19 protein-coding genes are annotated in these 17,425 nt (G+C 55.0%); 16 read left to right on the plus strand and 3 right to left on the minus strand.

Features of this window, described 5'->3' with window-relative positions; all coding sequences use genetic code 11:
• The first annotated feature begins 16 nt into the window (after positions 1-16).
• The 12 genes from eutM to eutR all read left to right on the plus strand — a co-directional run bounded on the left by eutM (position 17) and on the right by eutR (position 11,430).
• Entirely contained in the window at positions 17-310 is a 294-nt protein-coding gene (gene eutM / locus AB4H76_RS07080; RefSeq protein WP_000387713.1) for an ethanolamine utilization microcompartment protein EutM, read from the plus strand.
• A gap of 106 nt (positions 311-416) precedes the next feature.
• On the plus strand, positions 417-704 hold the full coding sequence (gene eutN, locus AB4H76_RS07085) for an ethanolamine utilization microcompartment protein EutN (protein WP_000762196.1): 288 nt from the start codon (positions 417-419) through the stop codon (positions 702-704).
• An 11-nt stretch (positions 705-715) separates the two neighbouring features.
• Entirely contained in the window at positions 716-2,119 is a 1,404-nt protein-coding gene (locus AB4H76_RS07090) for an aldehyde dehydrogenase family protein (protein WP_001075711.1), read from the plus strand.
• 10 nt (positions 2,120-2,129) lie between these two features.
• Positions 2,130-2,966 carry an ethanolamine utilization protein EutJ gene (gene eutJ / locus AB4H76_RS07095; protein WP_077491989.1) on the plus strand — a complete coding sequence of 279 codons (837 nt, stop codon included), beginning with the start codon at positions 2,130-2,132 and terminating at the stop codon, positions 2,964-2,966.
• Entirely contained in the window at positions 2,956-4,143 is a 1,188-nt protein-coding gene (gene eutG / locus AB4H76_RS07100; RefSeq protein ID WP_001341603.1) for an ethanolamine utilization ethanol dehydrogenase EutG, read from the plus strand. Before eutJ ends, eutG begins: the two co-directional genes overlap by 11 nt.
• Before the next feature lie 99 nt (positions 4,144-4,242).
• A complete protein-coding gene (eutH, locus tag AB4H76_RS07105; protein ID WP_000512372.1) occupies positions 4,243-5,469 on the plus strand; it encodes an ethanolamine utilization protein EutH in 1,227 nt (408 codons plus the stop codon).
• On the plus strand, positions 5,466-6,869 hold the full coding sequence (eutA, locus tag AB4H76_RS07110; protein WP_001097542.1) for an ethanolamine ammonia-lyase reactivating factor EutA: 1,404 nt from the start codon (positions 5,466-5,468) through the stop codon (positions 6,867-6,869). The genes eutH and eutA overlap by 4 nt, the downstream gene beginning before the upstream one ends.
• A gap of 11 nt (positions 6,870-6,880) precedes the next feature.
• Positions 6,881-8,242, plus strand: coding sequence for an ethanolamine ammonia-lyase subunit alpha (gene eutB, locus AB4H76_RS07115; protein ID WP_000769961.1), 1,362 nt, complete (start codon positions 6,881-6,883; stop codon positions 8,240-8,242).
• 20 nt (positions 8,243-8,262) lie between these two features.
• Positions 8,263-9,150, plus strand: coding sequence for an ethanolamine ammonia-lyase subunit beta (gene eutC, locus AB4H76_RS07120; protein WP_000372364.1), 888 nt, complete (start codon positions 8,263-8,265; stop codon positions 9,148-9,150).
• A gap of 9 nt (positions 9,151-9,159) precedes the next feature.
• Entirely contained in the window at positions 9,160-9,819 is a 660-nt protein-coding gene (gene eutL, locus AB4H76_RS07125) for an ethanolamine utilization microcompartment protein EutL (protein WP_420062580.1), read from the plus strand.
• A 12-nt stretch (positions 9,820-9,831) separates the two neighbouring features.
• Positions 9,832-10,332 (plus strand): ethanolamine utilization microcompartment protein EutK, encoded by a 501-nt coding sequence (gene eutK / locus AB4H76_RS07130; RefSeq protein WP_000606257.1) that lies wholly within the window; start codon positions 9,832-9,834, stop codon positions 10,330-10,332.
• A 45-nt stretch (positions 10,333-10,377) separates the two neighbouring features.
• The gene (eutR, locus tag AB4H76_RS07135) at positions 10,378-11,430 is read left to right on the plus strand and encodes an HTH-type transcriptional regulator EutR (protein WP_000753690.1); all 1,053 of its coding nucleotides are present in this window, start codon (positions 10,378-10,380) and stop codon (positions 11,428-11,430) included.
• Between the two features lie 5 nt (positions 11,431-11,435).
• Here eutR and hemF read toward each other — a convergent pair whose 3' ends face one another.
• Complete coding sequence (hemF, locus tag AB4H76_RS07140; RefSeq protein WP_000801365.1) at positions 11,436-12,335, minus strand: oxygen-dependent coproporphyrinogen oxidase; 900 nt, start codon at positions 12,333-12,335, stop codon at positions 11,436-11,438.
• A 3-nt stretch (positions 12,336-12,338) separates the two neighbouring features.
• Positions 12,339-13,208: an N-acetylmuramoyl-L-alanine amidase AmiA gene (gene amiA, locus AB4H76_RS07145; protein WP_000102886.1), complete on the minus strand. Its 870-nt coding sequence runs from the start codon at positions 13,206-13,208 to the stop codon at positions 12,339-12,341.
• A 213-nt stretch (positions 13,209-13,421) separates the two neighbouring features.
• On the opposite strand from amiA, the gene AB4H76_RS07150 reads away from it, so the two are divergent.
• The 4 genes from AB4H76_RS07150 (at position 13,422) to yfeX (ending at position 16,060) form a co-directional block, all read left to right on the plus strand.
• Positions 13,422-13,847 (plus strand): GNAT family acetyltransferase, encoded by a 426-nt coding sequence (locus AB4H76_RS07150; RefSeq protein WP_000405996.1) that lies wholly within the window; start codon positions 13,422-13,424, stop codon positions 13,845-13,847.
• Entirely contained in the window at positions 13,834-14,283 is a 450-nt protein-coding gene (locus AB4H76_RS07155) for a DUF2919 domain-containing protein (RefSeq protein ID WP_077492368.1), read from the plus strand. The genes AB4H76_RS07150 and AB4H76_RS07155 overlap by 14 nt, the downstream gene beginning before the upstream one ends.
• Positions 14,284-14,489: 206 nt before the next feature.
• Positions 14,490-15,065 (plus strand): RpoE-regulated lipoprotein, encoded by a 576-nt coding sequence (locus AB4H76_RS07160; protein ID WP_077492370.1) that lies wholly within the window; start codon positions 14,490-14,492, stop codon positions 15,063-15,065.
• A gap of 95 nt (positions 15,066-15,160) precedes the next feature.
• Complete coding sequence (gene yfeX / locus AB4H76_RS07165) at positions 15,161-16,060, plus strand: porphyrinogen peroxidase (RefSeq protein WP_000084590.1); 900 nt, start codon at positions 15,161-15,163, stop codon at positions 16,058-16,060.
• Between the two features lie 57 nt (positions 16,061-16,117).
• On the opposite strand, the gene pbp4b is transcribed toward yfeX, so the two are convergent.
• Positions 16,118-17,422, minus strand: a complete 1,305-nt coding sequence (gene pbp4b / locus AB4H76_RS07170) for a penicillin binding protein PBP4B (protein WP_072662978.1) — start codon at positions 17,420-17,422, stop codon at positions 16,118-16,120.
• Positions 17,423-17,425 lie beyond the last annotated feature (3 nt).

The following is a 17,425-nucleotide window of genomic DNA, read 5'->3' on the forward strand; positions in this document are numbered from 1 at the left end:
TAAAGAGGAAAGCACAATGGAAGCATTAGGAATGATCGAAACCCGGGGCCTGGTTGCACTGATTGAGGCTTCTGACGCGATGGTGAAAGCTGCGCGCGTCAAGCTGGTTGGTGTTAAGCAGATTGGCGGCGGCCTGTGTACTGCCATGGTTCGTGGTGATGTTGCAGCCTGTAAAGCCGCGACCGATGCAGGTGCCGCAGCGGCACAGCGTATCGGCGAGCTGGTATCTGTACACGTTATCCCGCGTCCGCACGGCGACCTGGAAGAAGTCTTCCCGATCGGCCTGAAAGGCGATAGCAGCAACCTGTAATCACCCTGTGTGACGTCGATTCGGGCGTCACGCTCTCTCCTTTTTCATTTTACCTTCTGCGGAGGGTAGGGGGAGCTTTTACCTGAAATACGCCACGGAGGCGGGTATGAAACTGGCAGTCGTCACTGGACAAATTGTTTGTACCGTACGCCATCACGGACTGGCGCATGACAAATTGCTGATGGTGGAAATGATTGATCCACAAGGTAATCCTGACGGGCAATGCGCCGTCGCCATCGACAATATTGGCGCGGGAACCGGGGAGTGGGTGTTACTGGTGAGTGGCAGTTCCGCCCGCCAGGCGCATAAAAGCGAAACGTCACCGGTCGATCTGTGCGTGATTGGCATTGTCGATGAGGTGGTGTCTGGCGGTCAGGTAATTTTCCACAAATAAGGCAGAACATCATGAATCAACAGGATATTGAACAGGTGGTGAAAGCGGTACTGCTGAAAATGCAAAGCAGTGACACGCCGTCCGCCGCCGTTCATGAGATGGGCGTTTTCGCGTCCCTGGATGACGCCGTTGCGGCAGCCAAAGTCGCCCAGCAAGGGTTAAAAAGCGTGGCAATGCGCCAGTTAGCCATTGCTGCCATTCGTGAAGCAGGCGAAAAACACGCCAGAGATTTAGCGGAACTTGCCGTCAGTGAAACCGGCATGGGGCGCGTTGAAGATAAATTTGCAAAAAACGTCGCTCAGGCGCGCGGCACACCAGGCGTTGAGTGTCTCTCTCCGCAGGTGCTGACCGGCGACAACGGCCTGACTTTAATTGAAAACGCGCCCTGGGGCGTGGTGGCTTCGGTAACTCCGTCCACTAACCCGGCGGCAACCGTAATTAATAACGCCATCAGCCTGATTGCCGCGGGCAACAGCGTCATTTTTGCCCCGCATCCGGCGGCGAAAAAAGTCTCCCAGCGGGCGATCACGCTGCTCAACCAGGCGATTGTTGCCGCAGGCGGGCCGGAAAACTTACTGGTTACTGTGGCAAATCCGGATATCGAAACCGCGCAGCGTTTGTTCAAGTTTCCGGGCATCGGCCTTCTGGTGGTGACCGGCGGCGAAGCGGTAGTAGAAGCGGCGCGTAAACACACCAATAAACGTCTGATTGCCGCAGGCGCTGGCAACCCGCCGGTAGTGGTGGATGAAACCGCCGACCTCGCCCGTGCCGCTCAGTCCATCGTCAAAGGCGCTTCTTTCGATAACAACATCATTTGTGCCGACGAAAAGGTACTGATTGTTGTTGATAGCGTAGCCGATGAACTGATGCGTCTGATGGAAGGCCAGCACGCGGTGAAACTGACCGCAGAACAGGCGCAGCAGCTGCAACCGGTGTTGCTGAAAAATATCGACGAGCGCGGAAAAGGCACCGTCAGCCGTGACTGGGTTGGTCGCGATGCGGCGAAAATCGCGGCGGCAATCGGCCTGAACGTGCCGCAAGAAACGCGTTTGCTGTTTGTGGAAACCACTGCAGAACATCCGTTTGCCGTGACCGAACTGATGATGCCGGTGCTGCCCGTCGTGCGCGTCGCCAACGTGGCGGATGCCATTGCGCTGGCGGTGAAACTGGAAGGCGGTTGCCACCACACGGCGGCAATGCACTCGCGCAACATCGAAAACATGAACCAGATGGCGAATGCTATTGATACCAGCATTTTCGTTAAGAACGGACCGTGCATTGCCGGGCTGGGGCTGGGCGGGGAAGGCTGGACCACCATGACCATCACCACGCCAACCGGTGAAGGGGTAACCAGCGCGCGGACGTTTGTCCGTCTGCGTCGCTGTGTATTAGTCGATGCGTTTCGCATTGTTTAAGGAGTAACAGATGGCGCACGACGAACAATGGCTCACTCCACGTCTGCAAACGGTGGCAACGCTGTGTAACCAGACGCCCGCCGCGACGGAATCTCCGCTGTGGCTGGGGGTGGATCTGGGCACCTGCGATGTGGTGTCGATGGTTGTCGACCGCGACGGTCAGCCGGTGGCGGTATGCCTCGACTGGGCCGATGTGGTCCGCGACGGCATCGTCTGGGATTTCTTCGGCGCGGTCACCATTGTTCGTCGCCATCTCGACACGCTCGAGCAGCAATTCGGTCGTCGTTTTAGCCATGCGGCGACTTCATTTCCTCCAGGTACGGACCCGCGTATTTCCATCAACGTGCTGGAATCTGCCGGGCTGGAAGTGAGCCATGTGCTGGATGAGCCAACCGCAGTCGCGGATCTGCTGCAACTGGACAACGCCGGTGTAGTGGATATCGGCGGCGGCACTACCGGCATTGCCATCGTGAAAAAGGGCCAGGTGACGTACTCGGCGGATGAAGCGACTGGGGGACATCACATCTCTCTGACTCTCGCCGGAAATCGTCGTATTCCGCTGGAAGAGGCAGAGCAGTACAAGCGCGGTCACGGTGAAGAGATTTGGCCTGCGGTGAAACCGGTGTACGAAAAAATGGCGGACATTGTCGCCCGGCATATTGAAGGGCAGGGCATTACTGATTTATGGCTGGCGGGCGGCTCCTGTATGCAACCGGGCGTGGCAGAACTGTTTCGCAAACAATTCCCGGCGTTACAGGTGCATTTACCGCAGCACAGTTTGTTTATGACCCCGCTGGCGATCGCCAGTAGTGGGCGAGAGAAAGCGGAGGGGCTATATGCAAAATGAATTGCAGACCGCGCTCTTTCAGGCGTTCGATACCCTGAATCTGCAACGGGTAAAAACATTTAGCGTTCCACCGGTGACGCTTTGCGGTCCGGGCTCGGTGAGCAGTTGCGGGCAGCAAGCGCAAACTCGTGGGCTGAAACATCTGTTCGTGATGGCAGACAGCTTTTTGCATCAGGCAGGGATGACCGCCGGGCTGACGCGTAGCCTGGCCGTTAAAGGTATCGCCATGACGCTCTGGCCATGTCCGGTGGGCGAACCGTGCATTACCGACGTGTGTGCAGCCGTGGCGCAGTTACGTGAATCAGGTTGTGACGGAGTGATCGCGTTTGGCGGCGGCTCGGTGCTGGATGCGGCGAAAGCCGTGGCGTTGCTGGTGACAAACCCGGATAGCACGCTGGCAGAAATGTCAGAAACCAGCGTTCTGCAATCGCGCTTGCCGCTGATTGCCATTCCGACTACCGCCGGAACCGGCTCTGAAACCACCAACGTAACGGTGATTATCGATGCGGTGAGCGGGCGTAAGCAGGTGTTAGCCCATGCCTCGCTGATGCCGGATGTGGCGATTCTCGACGCCGCACTGACCGAAGGTGTGCCGTCGCATGTCACGGCGATGACTGGCATTGATGCGTTAACCCATGCCATTGAAGCGTACAGCGCGCTGAACGCCACACCGTTTACCGACAGTCTGGCGATTGGTGCCATTGCGATGATTGGCAAATCGCTGCCGAAAGCGGTGGGCTACGGTCACGACCTTGCCGCGCGCGAGAGCATGTTGCTGGCTTCATGTATGGCGGGAATGGCGTTTTCCAGTGCGGGTCTTGGGTTGTGCCACGCGATGGCGCATCAGCCGGGCGCGGCGCTGCATATTCCGCACGGTCTGGCGAACGCTATGTTGCTGCCAACGGTGATGGAGTTTAACCGGATGGTATGTCGCGAACGCTTTAGTCAGATTGGTCGGGCACTGCGAACTAAAAAATCCGACGATCGTGACGCTATTAACGCGGTAAGTGAGCTGATTGCGGAAGTTGGGATTGGTAAACGACTGGGCGATGTTGGCGCGACATCTGCGCATTACGGTGCATGGGCGCAGGCCGCGCAGGAAGATATTTGTCTGCGCAGCAACCCGCGTACCGCCAGCCTGGAACAGATTGTCGGCCTGTACGCGGCGGCGCAATAAATGCCGCGTCTTATCCGGTCTGTGGGATTGCACATGTAGTGCGGATAAGGCTTCACGCAGCATCCGCTAATAAATAACAACTAACAGGGAGTAAAGGCGATGGGAATTAACGAAATCATCATGTACATCATGATGTTCTTTATGCTGATAGCTGCCGTAGACAGGATCCTGTCGCAGTTCGGCGGTTCTGCTCGTTTCCTCGGTAAGTTCGGTAAAAGTATCGAAGGATCAGGCGGTCAGTTCGAAGAAGGCTTTATGGCAATGGGCGCACTGGGCCTGGCGATGGTCGGTATGACCGCGCTGGCACCGGTACTGGCTCACGTACTCGGGCCGGTAATTATCCCGGTTTACGAAATGCTCGGCGCAAACCCGTCAATGTTCGCCGGAACGCTGCTGGCGTGCGATATGGGCGGCTTCTTCCTCGCCAAAGAGCTGGCGGGCGGCGACGTAGCAGCGTGGCTATACTCTGGGTTAATTCTCGGGTCGATGATGGGGCCAACGATTGTGTTTTCCATTCCGGTGGCGCTCGGCATTATCGAACCTTCTGACCGTCGTTATCTGGCGCTCGGCGTGCTGGCGGGCATTGTGACCATTCCGATTGGTTGTATCGCTGGTGGTCTGGTTGCTATGTACTCCGGTGTGCAGATCAACGGTCAGCCGGTGGAATTCACTTTCGCCCTGATCCTGATGAACATGATCCCGGTGATCATTGTTGCGATTCTGGTGGCGCTGGGGCTGAAATTCATCCCGGAAAAAATGATCAACGGCTTCCAGATCTTCGCCAAATTCCTCGTTGCATTGATCACCCTCGGTCTTGCCGCTGCGGTAGTGAAATTCCTGCTTGGCTGGGAACTGATCCCCGGTCTGGATCCTATCTTTATGGCCCCTGGCGATAAACCCGGTGAGGTGATGCGCGCCATTGAAGTTATCGGTTCTATCTCCTGCGTTCTGTTAGGGGCGTATCCAATGGTGCTGCTGCTGACCCGCTGGTTTGAAAAACCGCTGATGAGCGTCGGTAAAGTGCTGAATATGAACAACATCGCGGCAGCCGGCATGGTGGCAACGCTTGCCAACAACATCCCGATGTTCGGCATGATGAAGCAGATGGATACCCGCGGCAAAGTCATCAACTGCGCCTTCGCCGTTTCCGCTGCTTTCGCCCTGGGCGACCACTTAGGCTTCGCCGCTGCCAACATGAACGCCATGATCTTCCCGATGATTGTCGGCAAGTTGATCGGCGGCGTAACGGCGATTGGCGTGGCGATGATGCTGGTGCCAAAAGAAGACGCGACCGCGACTAAAACCGAAGCGGAGGCACAATCGTGAACACTCGCCAGCTATTGAGCGTCGGTATCGATATCGGCACCACCACCACCCAGGTGATTTTCTCCCGGCTGGAGCTGGTTAACCGTGCGGCGGTGTCGCAGGTGCCGCGCTACGAATTCATCAAACGCGAAATTAGCTGGCAAAGTCCGGTGTTCTTTACCCCTGTCGATAAACAGGGCGGTTTAAAAGAAGCGGAACTGAAAACCTTAATACTCGAGCAATATCATGCTGCGGGTATTGAGCCGGAAAGCGTTGATTCTGGTGCCATCATCATCACCGGTGAAAGCGCGAAAACCCGCAATGCTCGCCCGGCGGTGATGGCGCTCTCTCAGTCGCTGGGCGATTTTGTCGTTGCCAGCGCCGGGCCGCACCTCGAATCCGTGATCGCCGGTCACGGAGCCGGGGCACAAACCCTTTCTGAACAACGGCTGTGTCGGGTACTGAATATCGACATCGGCGGTGGCACCGCGAACTACGCCCTGTTCGATGCCGGAAAAATCAGCGGCACTGCCTGCCTCAACGTCGGTGGTCGCCTGCTGGAAACCGACAGCCACGGGCGCGTGGTTTACGCTCATAAACCGGGGCAGATGATTGTGGATGAGTGCTTCGGTGCAGGCACCGACGCCCGTTCGCTGACCGGCGCGCAGCTGGTGCAGGTGACCCGGCGGATGGCAGAACTGATTGTCGAAGTGATTGACGGAACGCTCTCACCGCTCGCGCAGGCATTGATGCAAACCGGTTTGCTGCCCGCAGGTGTTACGCCCGAAATCATTACGCTTTCTGGCGGCGTGGGCGAATGTTATCGCCACCAGCCCGCCGACCCGTTCTGTTTTGCCGATATTGGCCCGCTGCTGGCAACTGCGCTGCATGACCATCCGCGCCTGCGTGAGATGAACGTACAGTTTCCGGCGCAAACCGTGCGCGCCACGGTGATTGGCGCGGGCGCGCATACCCTTTCGCTCTCTGGCAGCACAATCTGGCTTGAGGGCGTACAACTGCCGCTGCGCAATTTGCCGGTGGCGATCCCGATTGATGAAACGGATCTGGTGGGGGCCTGGCAACAGGCGCTGATTCAGCTGGATCTTGATCCCAAAACTGACGCGTACGTGCTGGCGCTTCCCGCCTCGCTGCCTGTGCGTTACGCCGCGGTACTGACGGTCATCAACGCGTTGGTCGATTTCGTCGCGCGTTTTCCGAATCCGCATCCCCTGCTGGTGGTGGCCGGGCAGGACTTTGGTAAAGCTCTGGGCATGTTGTTGCGCCCACAGCTACAACAACTCCCGTTGGCAGTCATTGACGAAGTGATTGTCCGCGCGGGGGACTATATCGACATTGGTACGCCTCTTTTTGGCGGATCGGTTGTGCCGGTGACGGTGAAATCACTCGCATTTCCTTCCTGAGGGAACGACTTATGAAACTAAAGACCACATTGTTCGGCAATGTATATCAGTTTAAGGATGTAAAAGAGGTGCTGGCTAAAGCCAACGAACTGCGTTCGGGGGATGTGCTGGCGGGCGTCGCAGCGGCAAGCTCACAGGAGCGCGTGGCGGCAAAGCAGGTGTTGTCGGAAATGACCGTAGCGGACATCCGCAATAATCCGGTGATTGCCTATGAAGATGACTGCGTGACGCGGCTGATTCAGGACGATGTTAACGAAACGGCCTACAACCAGATTAAAAACTGGAGCATCAGCGAACTGCGTGAGTATGTGCTGAGCGATGAAACCAGCGTGGACGACATTGCCTTTACCCGCAAAGGGCTGACCTCGGAAGTGGTCGCGGCGGTAGCGAAGATTTGCTCCAACGCGGACCTGATCTACGGCGCGAAGAAAATGCCGGTAATCAAAAAGGCCAATACCACCATCGGTATTCCGGGCACCTTTAGCGCCCGTTTGCAGCCAAATGACACCCGTGACGACGTGCAAAGTATCGCCGCGCAAATCTACGAAGGGCTTTCCTTCGGGGTGGGCGATGCGGTGATCGGCGTTAACCCGGTGACTGACGACGTGGAAAACTTAAGCCGCGTGTTGGATACCATCTATGGCGTGATCGACAAATTCAACATCCCAACTCAGGGCTGTGTACTGGCGCACGTCACCACCCAGATCGAAGCGATCCGTCGTGGCGCACCGGGCGGGCTGATTTTCCAGAGTATCTGTGGCAGCGAAAAAGGGCTGAAAGAGTTTGGCGTGGAGCTGGCGATGCTCGACGAAGCGCGCGCAGTGGGCGCGGAGTTCAACCGTATCGCCGGGGAAAACTGCCTCTACTTCGAAACCGGACAAGGCTCTGCGCTATCCGCTGGCGCTAACTTCGGCGCAGACCAGGTAACGATGGAAGCACGTAACTACGGGCTGGCGCGTCATTACGATCCGTTTATCGTCAACACCGTGGTCGGCTTTATTGGGCCGGAGTATCTCTACAACGACCGCCAGATTATCCGTGCTGGCTTAGAAGATCACTTTATGGGCAAGCTGAGCGGCATCTCTATGGGCTGTGACTGCTGTTATACCAACCACGCTGACGCTGACCAGAACCTCAACGAAAACCTGATGATCCTGCTCGCCACCGCAGGCTGCAACTACATCATGGGGATGCCGCTGGGTGATGACATCATGCTCAACTACCAGACCACCGCATTCCACGATACCGCCACTGTGCGTCAGTTACTCAACCTGCGCCCGTCACCGGAGTTTGAACGCTGGCTGGAAAGCATGGGCATTATGGCAAACGGTCGCCTGACCAAACGGGCGGGCGATCCGTCACTGTTCTTCTGATGACGCGGAGATAACACATCATGGATCAAAAACAGATTGAAGAAATTGTACGCAGCGTGATGGCGTCAATGGGACAAACGGCCCCCGCGCCGTCAGAAGCAAAGTGCGCCACCACCAACTGTGCGGCACCGGTGACCTCGGAAAGCTGTGCGCTGGATTTAGGTTCCGCTGAAGCAAAAGCGTGGATTGGTGTTGAAAACCCGCATCGCGCAGACGTATTAACAGAACTGCGCCGCAGCACCGTGGCCCGCGTTTGTACCGGTCGTGCCGGTCCGCGTCCACGTACCCAGGCGCTGCTGCGTTTCCTGGCCGATCACTCTCGTTCGAAAGATACCGTACTGAAAGAAGTGCCGGAAGAGTGGGTGAAAGCGCAGGGCTTGCTGGAAGTACGCTCTGAAATTAGCGACAAAAATCTCTACCTGACTCGCCCGGATATGGGCCGCCGCCTGTGTGCAGAAGCTGTTGAAGCGCTGAAAGCACAGTGTGTTGCTAATCCGGACGTACAGGTCGTTATTTCTGATGGCCTGTCAACTGATGCCATCACCGTTAACTACGAAGAGATCCTGCCGCCGCTGATGGCGGGCCTGAAACAGGCCGGGCTGAAAGTCGGCACGCCATTCTTTGTTCGTTATGGTCGCGTGAAGATTGAAGATCAGATCGGTGAGATCCTCGGCGCGAAAGTGGTGATCCTGCTGGTGGGGGAACGTCCGGGGTTAGGGCAGTCAGAAAGCCTCTCCTGCTACGCCGTTTACTCGCCGCGTATGGCGACCACCGTTGAGGCCGATCGCACCTGTATCTCTAACATTCACCAGGGCGGCACGCCGCCGGTTGAAGCCGCAGCCGTCATTGTGGATTTGGCGAAACGTATGCTGGAGCAGAAAGCATCCGGCATCAACATGACCCGATAAGGAGGCATCATGCCAGCTTTAGATTTGATTCGACCGTCGGTAACCGCCATGCGGGTGATTGCCTCCGTTAACGCTGAATTTGCGCGTGAACTAAAATTGCCGCCGCATATTCGTAGCCTCGGGCTGATTTCTGCCGATTCTGACGACGTCACCTACATTGCGGCTGACGAAGCGACCAAACAAGCGATGGTCGAAGTGGTATATGGTCGCTCGCTGTATGCGGGAGCGGCACACGGCCCGTCACCGACTGCCGGTGAAGTGCTGATTATGCTTGGTGGGCCAAACCCGGCGGAAGTGCGTGCAGGTCTGGATGCGATGATTGCGCATATTGAAAATGGCGCAGCTTTCCAGTGGGCTAATGACGCGCAAGATACGGCATTCCTGGCACATGTAGTTTCGCGTACCGGTTCTTATCTCTCATCAACCGCCGGGATCACGCTTGGCGATCCGATGGCGTATCTGGTGGCACCGCCGCTGGAAGCGACCTATGGCATTGATGCAGCCCTGAAGTCTGCCGACGTACAGCTGGCGACCTATGTCCCGCCACCGTCTGAAACCAACTACTCGGCAGCATTTTTAACCGGTAGCCAGGCAGCGTGTAAAGCAGCCTGTAACGCCTTTACCGATGCAGTGCTGGAAATCGCGTGTAATCCAATCCAGCGTGCGTAACGGAGGTTGCCGATGATCAATGCACTGGGATTGCTGGAAGTGGACGGCATGGTCGCCGCGATAGATGCAGCGGATGCCATGCTCAAAGCAGCTAACGTTCGTCTGCTCAGTCACGAAGTGCTTGACCCTGGTCGCTTAACGCTGGTGGTGGAAGGCGATCTGGCGGCGTGTCGTGCGGCGCTGGACGCAGGTTGTGCTGCCGCGATGCGTACCGGGCGTGTCATCAGCCGCAAGGAGATCGGTCGGCCAGACGATGACACCCAGTGGCTGGTTACTGGCTTTAACCGCCAGCCGAAGCAACCCGTAAGGGAACCCGACGCGCCAGTTATCGTCGCGGAATCTGCTGACGAGTTGTTGGCGCTGTTAACATCAGTACGTCAGGGAATGACGGCAGGAGAAGTGGCTGCCCACTTTGGCTGGCCGCTGGAAAAAGCCAGAAATGCGCTCGAACAGCTCTTTTCTGCCGGGACGTTACGTAAACGCAGTAGTCGTTATCGTCTCAAGCCCCATTAACCTGTCGGAGGTGCCGGGTGTCCTACAACACCCGGCATTAACATCATGAAAAAGACCCGTACAGCCAATTTGCACCATCTTTATCATGAACCCTTACCCGAAAACCTGAAGCTCACGCCGAAGGTCGAAGTGGATAATGTTCATCAACGACAGACAACGGATGTCTATGAACATGCTTTAACGATTACCGCCTGGCAGCAGATTTACGATCAGCTGCATCCGGGCAAGTTTCATGGTGAATTTACGGAAATTCTACTCGATGATATTCAGGTTTTTCGTGAATACACCGGTCTGGCGCTGCGTCAGTCGTGCCTGGTCTGGCCGAACTCGTTCTGGTTTGGCATTCCGGCGACGCGCGGTGAGCAGGGATTTATCGGTTCGCAATGTCTGGGAAGCGCGGAAATCGCCACCCGCCCTGGTGGCACTGAATTTGAACTGAGCACGCCGGATGATTACACGATCCTGGGCGTGGTGCTTTCTGAAGATGTCATCACCCGGCAGGCTAACTTTTTGCATAACCCGGATCGGGTATTACATATGTTGCGTAACCAGTCGGCGCTGGAAGTGAAAGAGCAGCATAAAGCCGCGCTGTGGGGCTTTGTCCAACAGGCGCTGGCGACGTTTTGCGAGAATCCGGAAAATCTCCATCAGCCTGCAGTGCGAAAAGTGCTGGGGGATAATTTGCTAATGGCGATGGGGGCCATGCTGGAAGAAGCGCAACCAATGGTGACGGCGGAAAGCATCAGTCATCAGAGTTACCGTCGATTGCTTTCCCGCGCCCGTGAATATGTGCTGGAAAACATGTCCGAACCGGTGACGGTGCTGGATTTGTGTAATCAACTGCATGTCAGCCGCCGCACGCTACAAAACGCGTTTCACGCTATTTTAGGCATTGGCCCGAACGCGTGGCTGAAACGCATTCGCCTGAACGCCGTACGCCGCGAACTGATAAGTCCGTGGTCGCAAAGTATGACGGTAAAAGACGCCGCCATGCAGTGGGGATTCTGGCATCTGGGGCAATTTGCCACGGATTACCAGCAGCTGTTTTCCGAGAAGCCGTCACTGACGCTGCATCAGCGGATGCGGGAGTGGGGGTGAGGGAGTTACACCCAATCCCTGACCTTAATAAACTCACTTAACGCCGCTTCTGGGCTGCCATCTTTTGGCTGATAATCATATTCCCAGCGTACCAGTGGCGGCATTGACATCAGGATAGACTCGGTGCGCCCGCCAGTTTGCAGGCCAAACAGCGTGCCGCGATCCCAGACCAGATTGAACTCGACATAACGACCGCGACGATATAACTGGAAATTGCGCTCGCGCTCGCCGTAGGCCATCGCTTTCCGTCGCTCGACAATTGGTAAATAAGCGTCGGTGTAGCCTTTGCCTACCGCCTGCATAAAGGCAAAACAGCGGTCGAAATCTGGCGTGTTCAGGTCATCAAAGAACAGCCCGCCAATACCGCGCTGTTCGTTGCGATGTTTGAGGTAGAAGTATTCGTCGCACCACTTTTTGTAACGGGGATAAACGTCTTCGCCAAATGGCAGGCACAGGTCACGGGCGGTGCGATGCCAGTGAATAGCATCTTCTTCAAAACCATAGAATGGGGTTAAGTCGAAGCCACCGCCAAACCACCAGACGGGATCGGCACCCGGTTTTTCGGCAATAAAAAACCGCACATTCGCGTGGCTGGTGGGAACATACGGGTTATGCGGATGCACTACCAGTGAAACGCCCATCGCCTCGAAACTGCGCCCGGCAAGTTCCGGGCGATGAGCGGTGGCGGAAGCAGGCATCGCCTCACCGTGGACATGCGAAAAGTTGACGCCTGCCTGTTCGAAAACACCACCATTACGCAACACCCGACTACGCCCGCCGCCGCCAGCTTCGCGCTGCCAACTATCTTCGACAAATTCTGCGCCATCGACGGCGGTCAGCTGCTGACAAATCGTATCCTGAAGGTTGAGCAGAAACTGTTTAACCTGGTGTGCGTCGGGTTTCATAACTTATCGCTTTTTCGAATGTGCTTTCTGGTTGTCGAACCAGTGGAAATAACTGATCACGCCTTCAGCAATCGCTGTGGCGATTTTCTGACGAAACGCCGCCGTGCCTAACAGCCGTTCTTCTTCCGGGTTGGTGATAAACGAGGTTTCCACCAGCACCGAAGGAACCGACGGTGATTTCAACACCACAAATGCCGCTTGTTCGGTGTTGCGGCTGTGCAGTTTATGCACCGGCTTAATCTTCTTCAGAATATGCGAGCCGAGCGTCAGACTATTTTTAATGGTATCTGTTTGCACCAGATCAAACAGCACTTGTTGCAATAGGTGATCCTTGTCAGTCGCCTTTTTACCGGCAACTTCATCGGCGCGGTTTTCGCGTTCAGACAGGTATTTCGCCATTGCGCTACTTGCCCCACGGTTAGAGAGGGCAAATACCGAAGCACCGGCAGCTTTCGGGTTGGTAAAGCCATCGGCATGAATTGACATAAACAGATCTGCGCCATGTTTATGGGCGATTTCAACGCGATCGTAAAGTGGGATAAACGTATCGCCAGAACGCGTTAAACGCGCATCAATCCCATGATTACGCAAAATGGAACGGACGTTTTTAGCAATCGCCAGCACCACATGTTTTTCTTTCGAACCGTTGCGTCCGATCGCTCCGGTATCAATTCCGCCGTGACCTGGATCGAGAACAACGACACGTTTGCCGCCAGATTTTTTGGCTTTCGGCTTGCTGTGTCCGTTGCTGGTTTTTAAAAGTTCGTCTTTGGCGATGGCTTGCGACATTCCTGACAACGTCAGGGCAGCCAAACCGGCTTTCAGCACCTGGCGGCGCGAAGTGAGTGTTTTTAGTGGTTTAAAAGTGCTCATACGGCCTGAGTTGTAATAATAAAGTTCCAGATGTTATATCGTATCGCGTAATCCGTTACGACGGTTTGCTGTTGAGAATTGTTTTACTTTTCATTTCAATAGTTGACAACTCCCCATTATGCCACTTTTTCAACCGATTTTCGTCAGATATTGGCTAATTCGACCGTTCACGCCATAATCAGCCTTTTAACCCGCAAAAAGGTAACGAATACCATGGAGATACGCGTATTTCGCCAGGAAGATTTCGAAGAGGTCATCACCCTTTGGGAGCGTTGCGACTTGCTGCGTCCGTGGAACGATCCGGAAATGGACATCGAGCGTAAGATGAACCATGACGTCAGTTTGTTTTTGGTCGCTGAGGTAAACGGTGACGTGGTCGGAACGGTGATGGGCGGTTATGACGGGCATCGCGGGTCTGCTTATTATCTTGGCGTGCATCCAGAGTTTCGTGGGCGTGGGATTGCCAATGCGTTGCTTAATCGGCTGGAGAAAAAGCTGATTGCTCGTGGCTGCCCGAAAATTCAGATCAATGTGCCGGAAGATAACGACATGGTGCTCGGAATGTATGAACGCCTGGGATATGAACACGCCGACGTGCTGAGTCTGGGTAAGCGTTTGATTGAAGATGAAGAGTACTGAGTTTCATCCTGTCCATTATGATGCGCACGGTTGCCTGCGTTTACCCTTGCTCTTCTGGCTTGTGCTATTGCTTCAGGCGCGAACCTGGGTGCTGTTTGTCATTGCCGGTGCGTCGCGCGAGCAGGGTACTGCGCTGCTAAATCTGTTTTATCCCGATCACGATAATTTCTGGCTGGGGCTGATTCCTGGCATTCCGGCGGTGCTGGCGTTTTTGTTGAGCGGTCGGCGGGCTACGTTTCCTCGCACCTGGCGTGTACTCTATTTTCTGTTGCTGTTGGCGCAGGTGGTTTTACTTTGCTGGCAACCGTGGCTGTGGCTGAACGGTGAATCCGTTAGCGGTATCGGTCTGGCGCTGGTAGTGGCGGATATTGTGGCGTTAATCTGGCTGCTGACCAATCGACGTTTACGCGCTTGTTTTAATGAAGAAAAAGAATAACGCAGAGGTGCGCTTTGTTTATGCCGGATGCGGCGAGAACGCCTTATCCGGCCTACAAAACATCGAAAATTCAATATATTGCAGGAGAAAGTAGGCCTGATAAGCGTAGCGCATCAGGCAATTTTGTGTTTGTCATCAACCTTTAACGGCACTTTTTGGTGAATTTGCACTCCAAGCAACGTTATTGAATAACCAAAGGAAGTGACATGAAATCGCTGCGTTTAATGTTATGCGCTATGCCGTTGATGCTGACCGGCTGTTCCACGATGTCGTCAGTTAACTGGTCTGCCGCTAACCCGTGGAACTGGTTTGGGTCGTCCACCAAAGTGAGCGAGCAGGGCGTGGGTGAATTAACGGCGTCCACACCACTGCAAGAACAAGCCATTGCTGATGCGCTTGATGGCGATTATCGCCTGCGCAGCGGAATGAAAACCGCGAACGGCAACGTGGTGCGCTTTTTTGAAGTGATGAAAGACGACAATGTGGCGATGGTGATTAACGGCGATCAAGGCACGATCAGTCGCATTGACGTGCTGGATAGCGATATTCCTGCTGACACCGGTGTTAAAATCGGTACACCGTTTAGCGACCTTTACAGCAAAGCATTTGGCAATTGCCAAAAAGCTGATGGTGATGATAATCGTGCCGTCGAATGTAAAGCCGAAGGCAGTCAACATATTAGCTACCAGTTCAGCGGGGAATGGCGTGGTCCTGAAGGGTTAATGCCTTCGGACGATACCCTGAAAAACTGGAAAGTCAGTAAAATTATCTGGCGGCGTTAATTTGCGTCTGAACAAACCGCCGCCGCGAAAAAACACGTAAAATAGCGCTCAACAATGCCACGGATTGCGTGGCATTATTATTTTCAGGAGGAACAATGTCTCAGGTTCAGAGTGGCATTTTGCCAGAACATTGCCGCGCGGCGATTTGGATCGAAGCCAACGTGAAAGGGGAAGTTGACGCCCTGCGTGCGGCCAGTAAAACATTTGCCGACAAACTGGCAACTTTTGAAGCGAAATTCCCGGACGCGCATCTTGGTGCGGTGGTTGCCTTTGGTAACAACACCTGGCGCGCTCTGAGCGGCGGCGTTGGGGCAGAAGAGCTGAAAGATTTTCCGGGCTACGGTAAAGGCCTTGCGCCGACGACCCAGTTCGATGTGTTGATCCACATTCTTTCTCTGCGTCACGACGTAAACTTCTCTGTCGCCCAGGCGGCGATGGAAGCCTTTGGTGACTGCATTGAAGTGAAAGAAGAGATCCACGGCTTCCGTTGGGTTGAAGAGCGTGACCTGAGCGGCTTCGTTGACGGTACTGAAAACCCGGCGGGTGAAGAGACGCGCCGCGAAGTGGCGGTTATCAAAGACGGCGTGGATGCCGGCGGCAGCTATGTGTTTGTGCAGCGTTGGGAGCACAACCTGAAGCAGCTCAACCGGATGAGCGTTCACGATCAGGAGATGATGATCGGGCGCACCAAAGAGGCCAACGAAGAGATTGACGGCGACGAACGTCCGGAAACCTCTCACCTCACCCGCGTTGATCTGAAAGAAGATGGCAAAGGGCTGAAGATTGTTCGCCAGAGCCTGCCGTACGGCACCGCCAGTGGCACTCACGGTCTGTACTTCTGCGCCTACTGCGCGCGTCTGCATAACATTGAGCAGCAACTGCTGAGCATGTTTGGCGATACCGATGGTAAGCGTGATGCGATGTTGCGTTTCACCAAACCGGTAACCGGCGGCTATTACTTCGCGCCGTCGCTGGACAAGCTGATGGCGCTGTAAGCGTTTCTGATTCATTGATTAAAGGCCAGCCAGTAACAAAACTGACTGGCCTTTTTATTACTTTTGCTTCAACGCCGCATACACCTGATCAACTACCCAACCATAAGTTGCAATTGGTAACTGACCGCTTTCGAACATATTGGGATTCTTTTGCGGATCGGCAACCGGCGAATGTGGCTTGTTGCTTAACATCACAATCGTCATATGATTCACCGGATCGATAACGGTCACCGTTCCGGTCCAGCCAGTGTGACCGTAGGTTTGCGGGCTTGCCAGCGTGCCAAACGTCGGCGTCATGGTGGCATTACCATTCACGCGCCAGCCGAGGCCAAAAGTGGCATCTTCCTTAGAGCTGGTGGTGAACATCTTCACCGTTTCCGCATTGAACAGCTGCACATCACCATAGCCCCCGCCGTTCAGCATCGTTTGCATTAACACCGCAATATCGCCGGTATTGGAAAACAAACCTGCGTGCCCGGAAACGCCGCCCATCGAATAAAAGGCTTTTTCATCGTGCACCTGACCCCAGAGAGTGGAGGTGCGGATATTCGGGAAATGGATCACGCCATCGCGGGTATTGCCGTTCAATTCCGTGGCGGCAATTTGTTGCGGTTTAAAGCCTTTCAGCAGCGGGTTAAATACCGTATGTGTCAGGCCGAGCGGGCGATAAATCGACTCTTCAACATAGCGGTCAAGCGGCTGACCGGTAACCGACTCGACGATAAATCCAAGCAGCATATAATCGACATCGCTGTAGATATGTTTGCTGCCGGGCTGATATTCCAGCGGCGTGCGCTTGATCATCTCCAGCGTCTGGCCTTTATCCTGGGAATATAACGCGCCCGCGACCGCTTTATTCGGGTATTGCGGATCTGCCGGGAAACCGCCGCTGTGATGCAGCAGGTCAGAAATCCGCAGGGTGTTTTTGCCTTTAATGGTGTCATTTGGACTATCGGCAAACCCCGGAATATATTTCGCAATCCGATCGTCAGGATGCAGTTTGCCTTCGCTCATCAGCTTTTGCAGGGCGAAGTTCGTGGCGTACATTTTGGTGTTTGAGGCCAGGTCATACAGCGTCCCGGTGGTGGCTTTGACAGGCTGTTCCATCAACACGCTGCCATCGTACTTTTTCGCCGCTCCCCAGGCTTTGCGATACACAATCTGATTATCTTTAATGATCAGCAGGTTTACGCTGGGATAACCATCATCAACTTGCTGGCTAATCCAGCGATCCATCTGGTTAAGCCGTTCGACGTTAAACCCTGCTTTCTCTGGCGAACTTTCTGTCAGAACAGGGTATTTTGCGGCGCTGACGCTACAACTAACAGCCAGCAGAGAAAGATAGAGCATTGTCCGTTTCATAAT

The sequence above is a fragment of the Escherichia sp. UTM R2 genome, assembly GCF_048593455.1.
GTDB classification, from domain to species: Bacteria; Pseudomonadota; Gammaproteobacteria; order Enterobacterales; family Enterobacteriaceae; genus Escherichia; species Escherichia coli.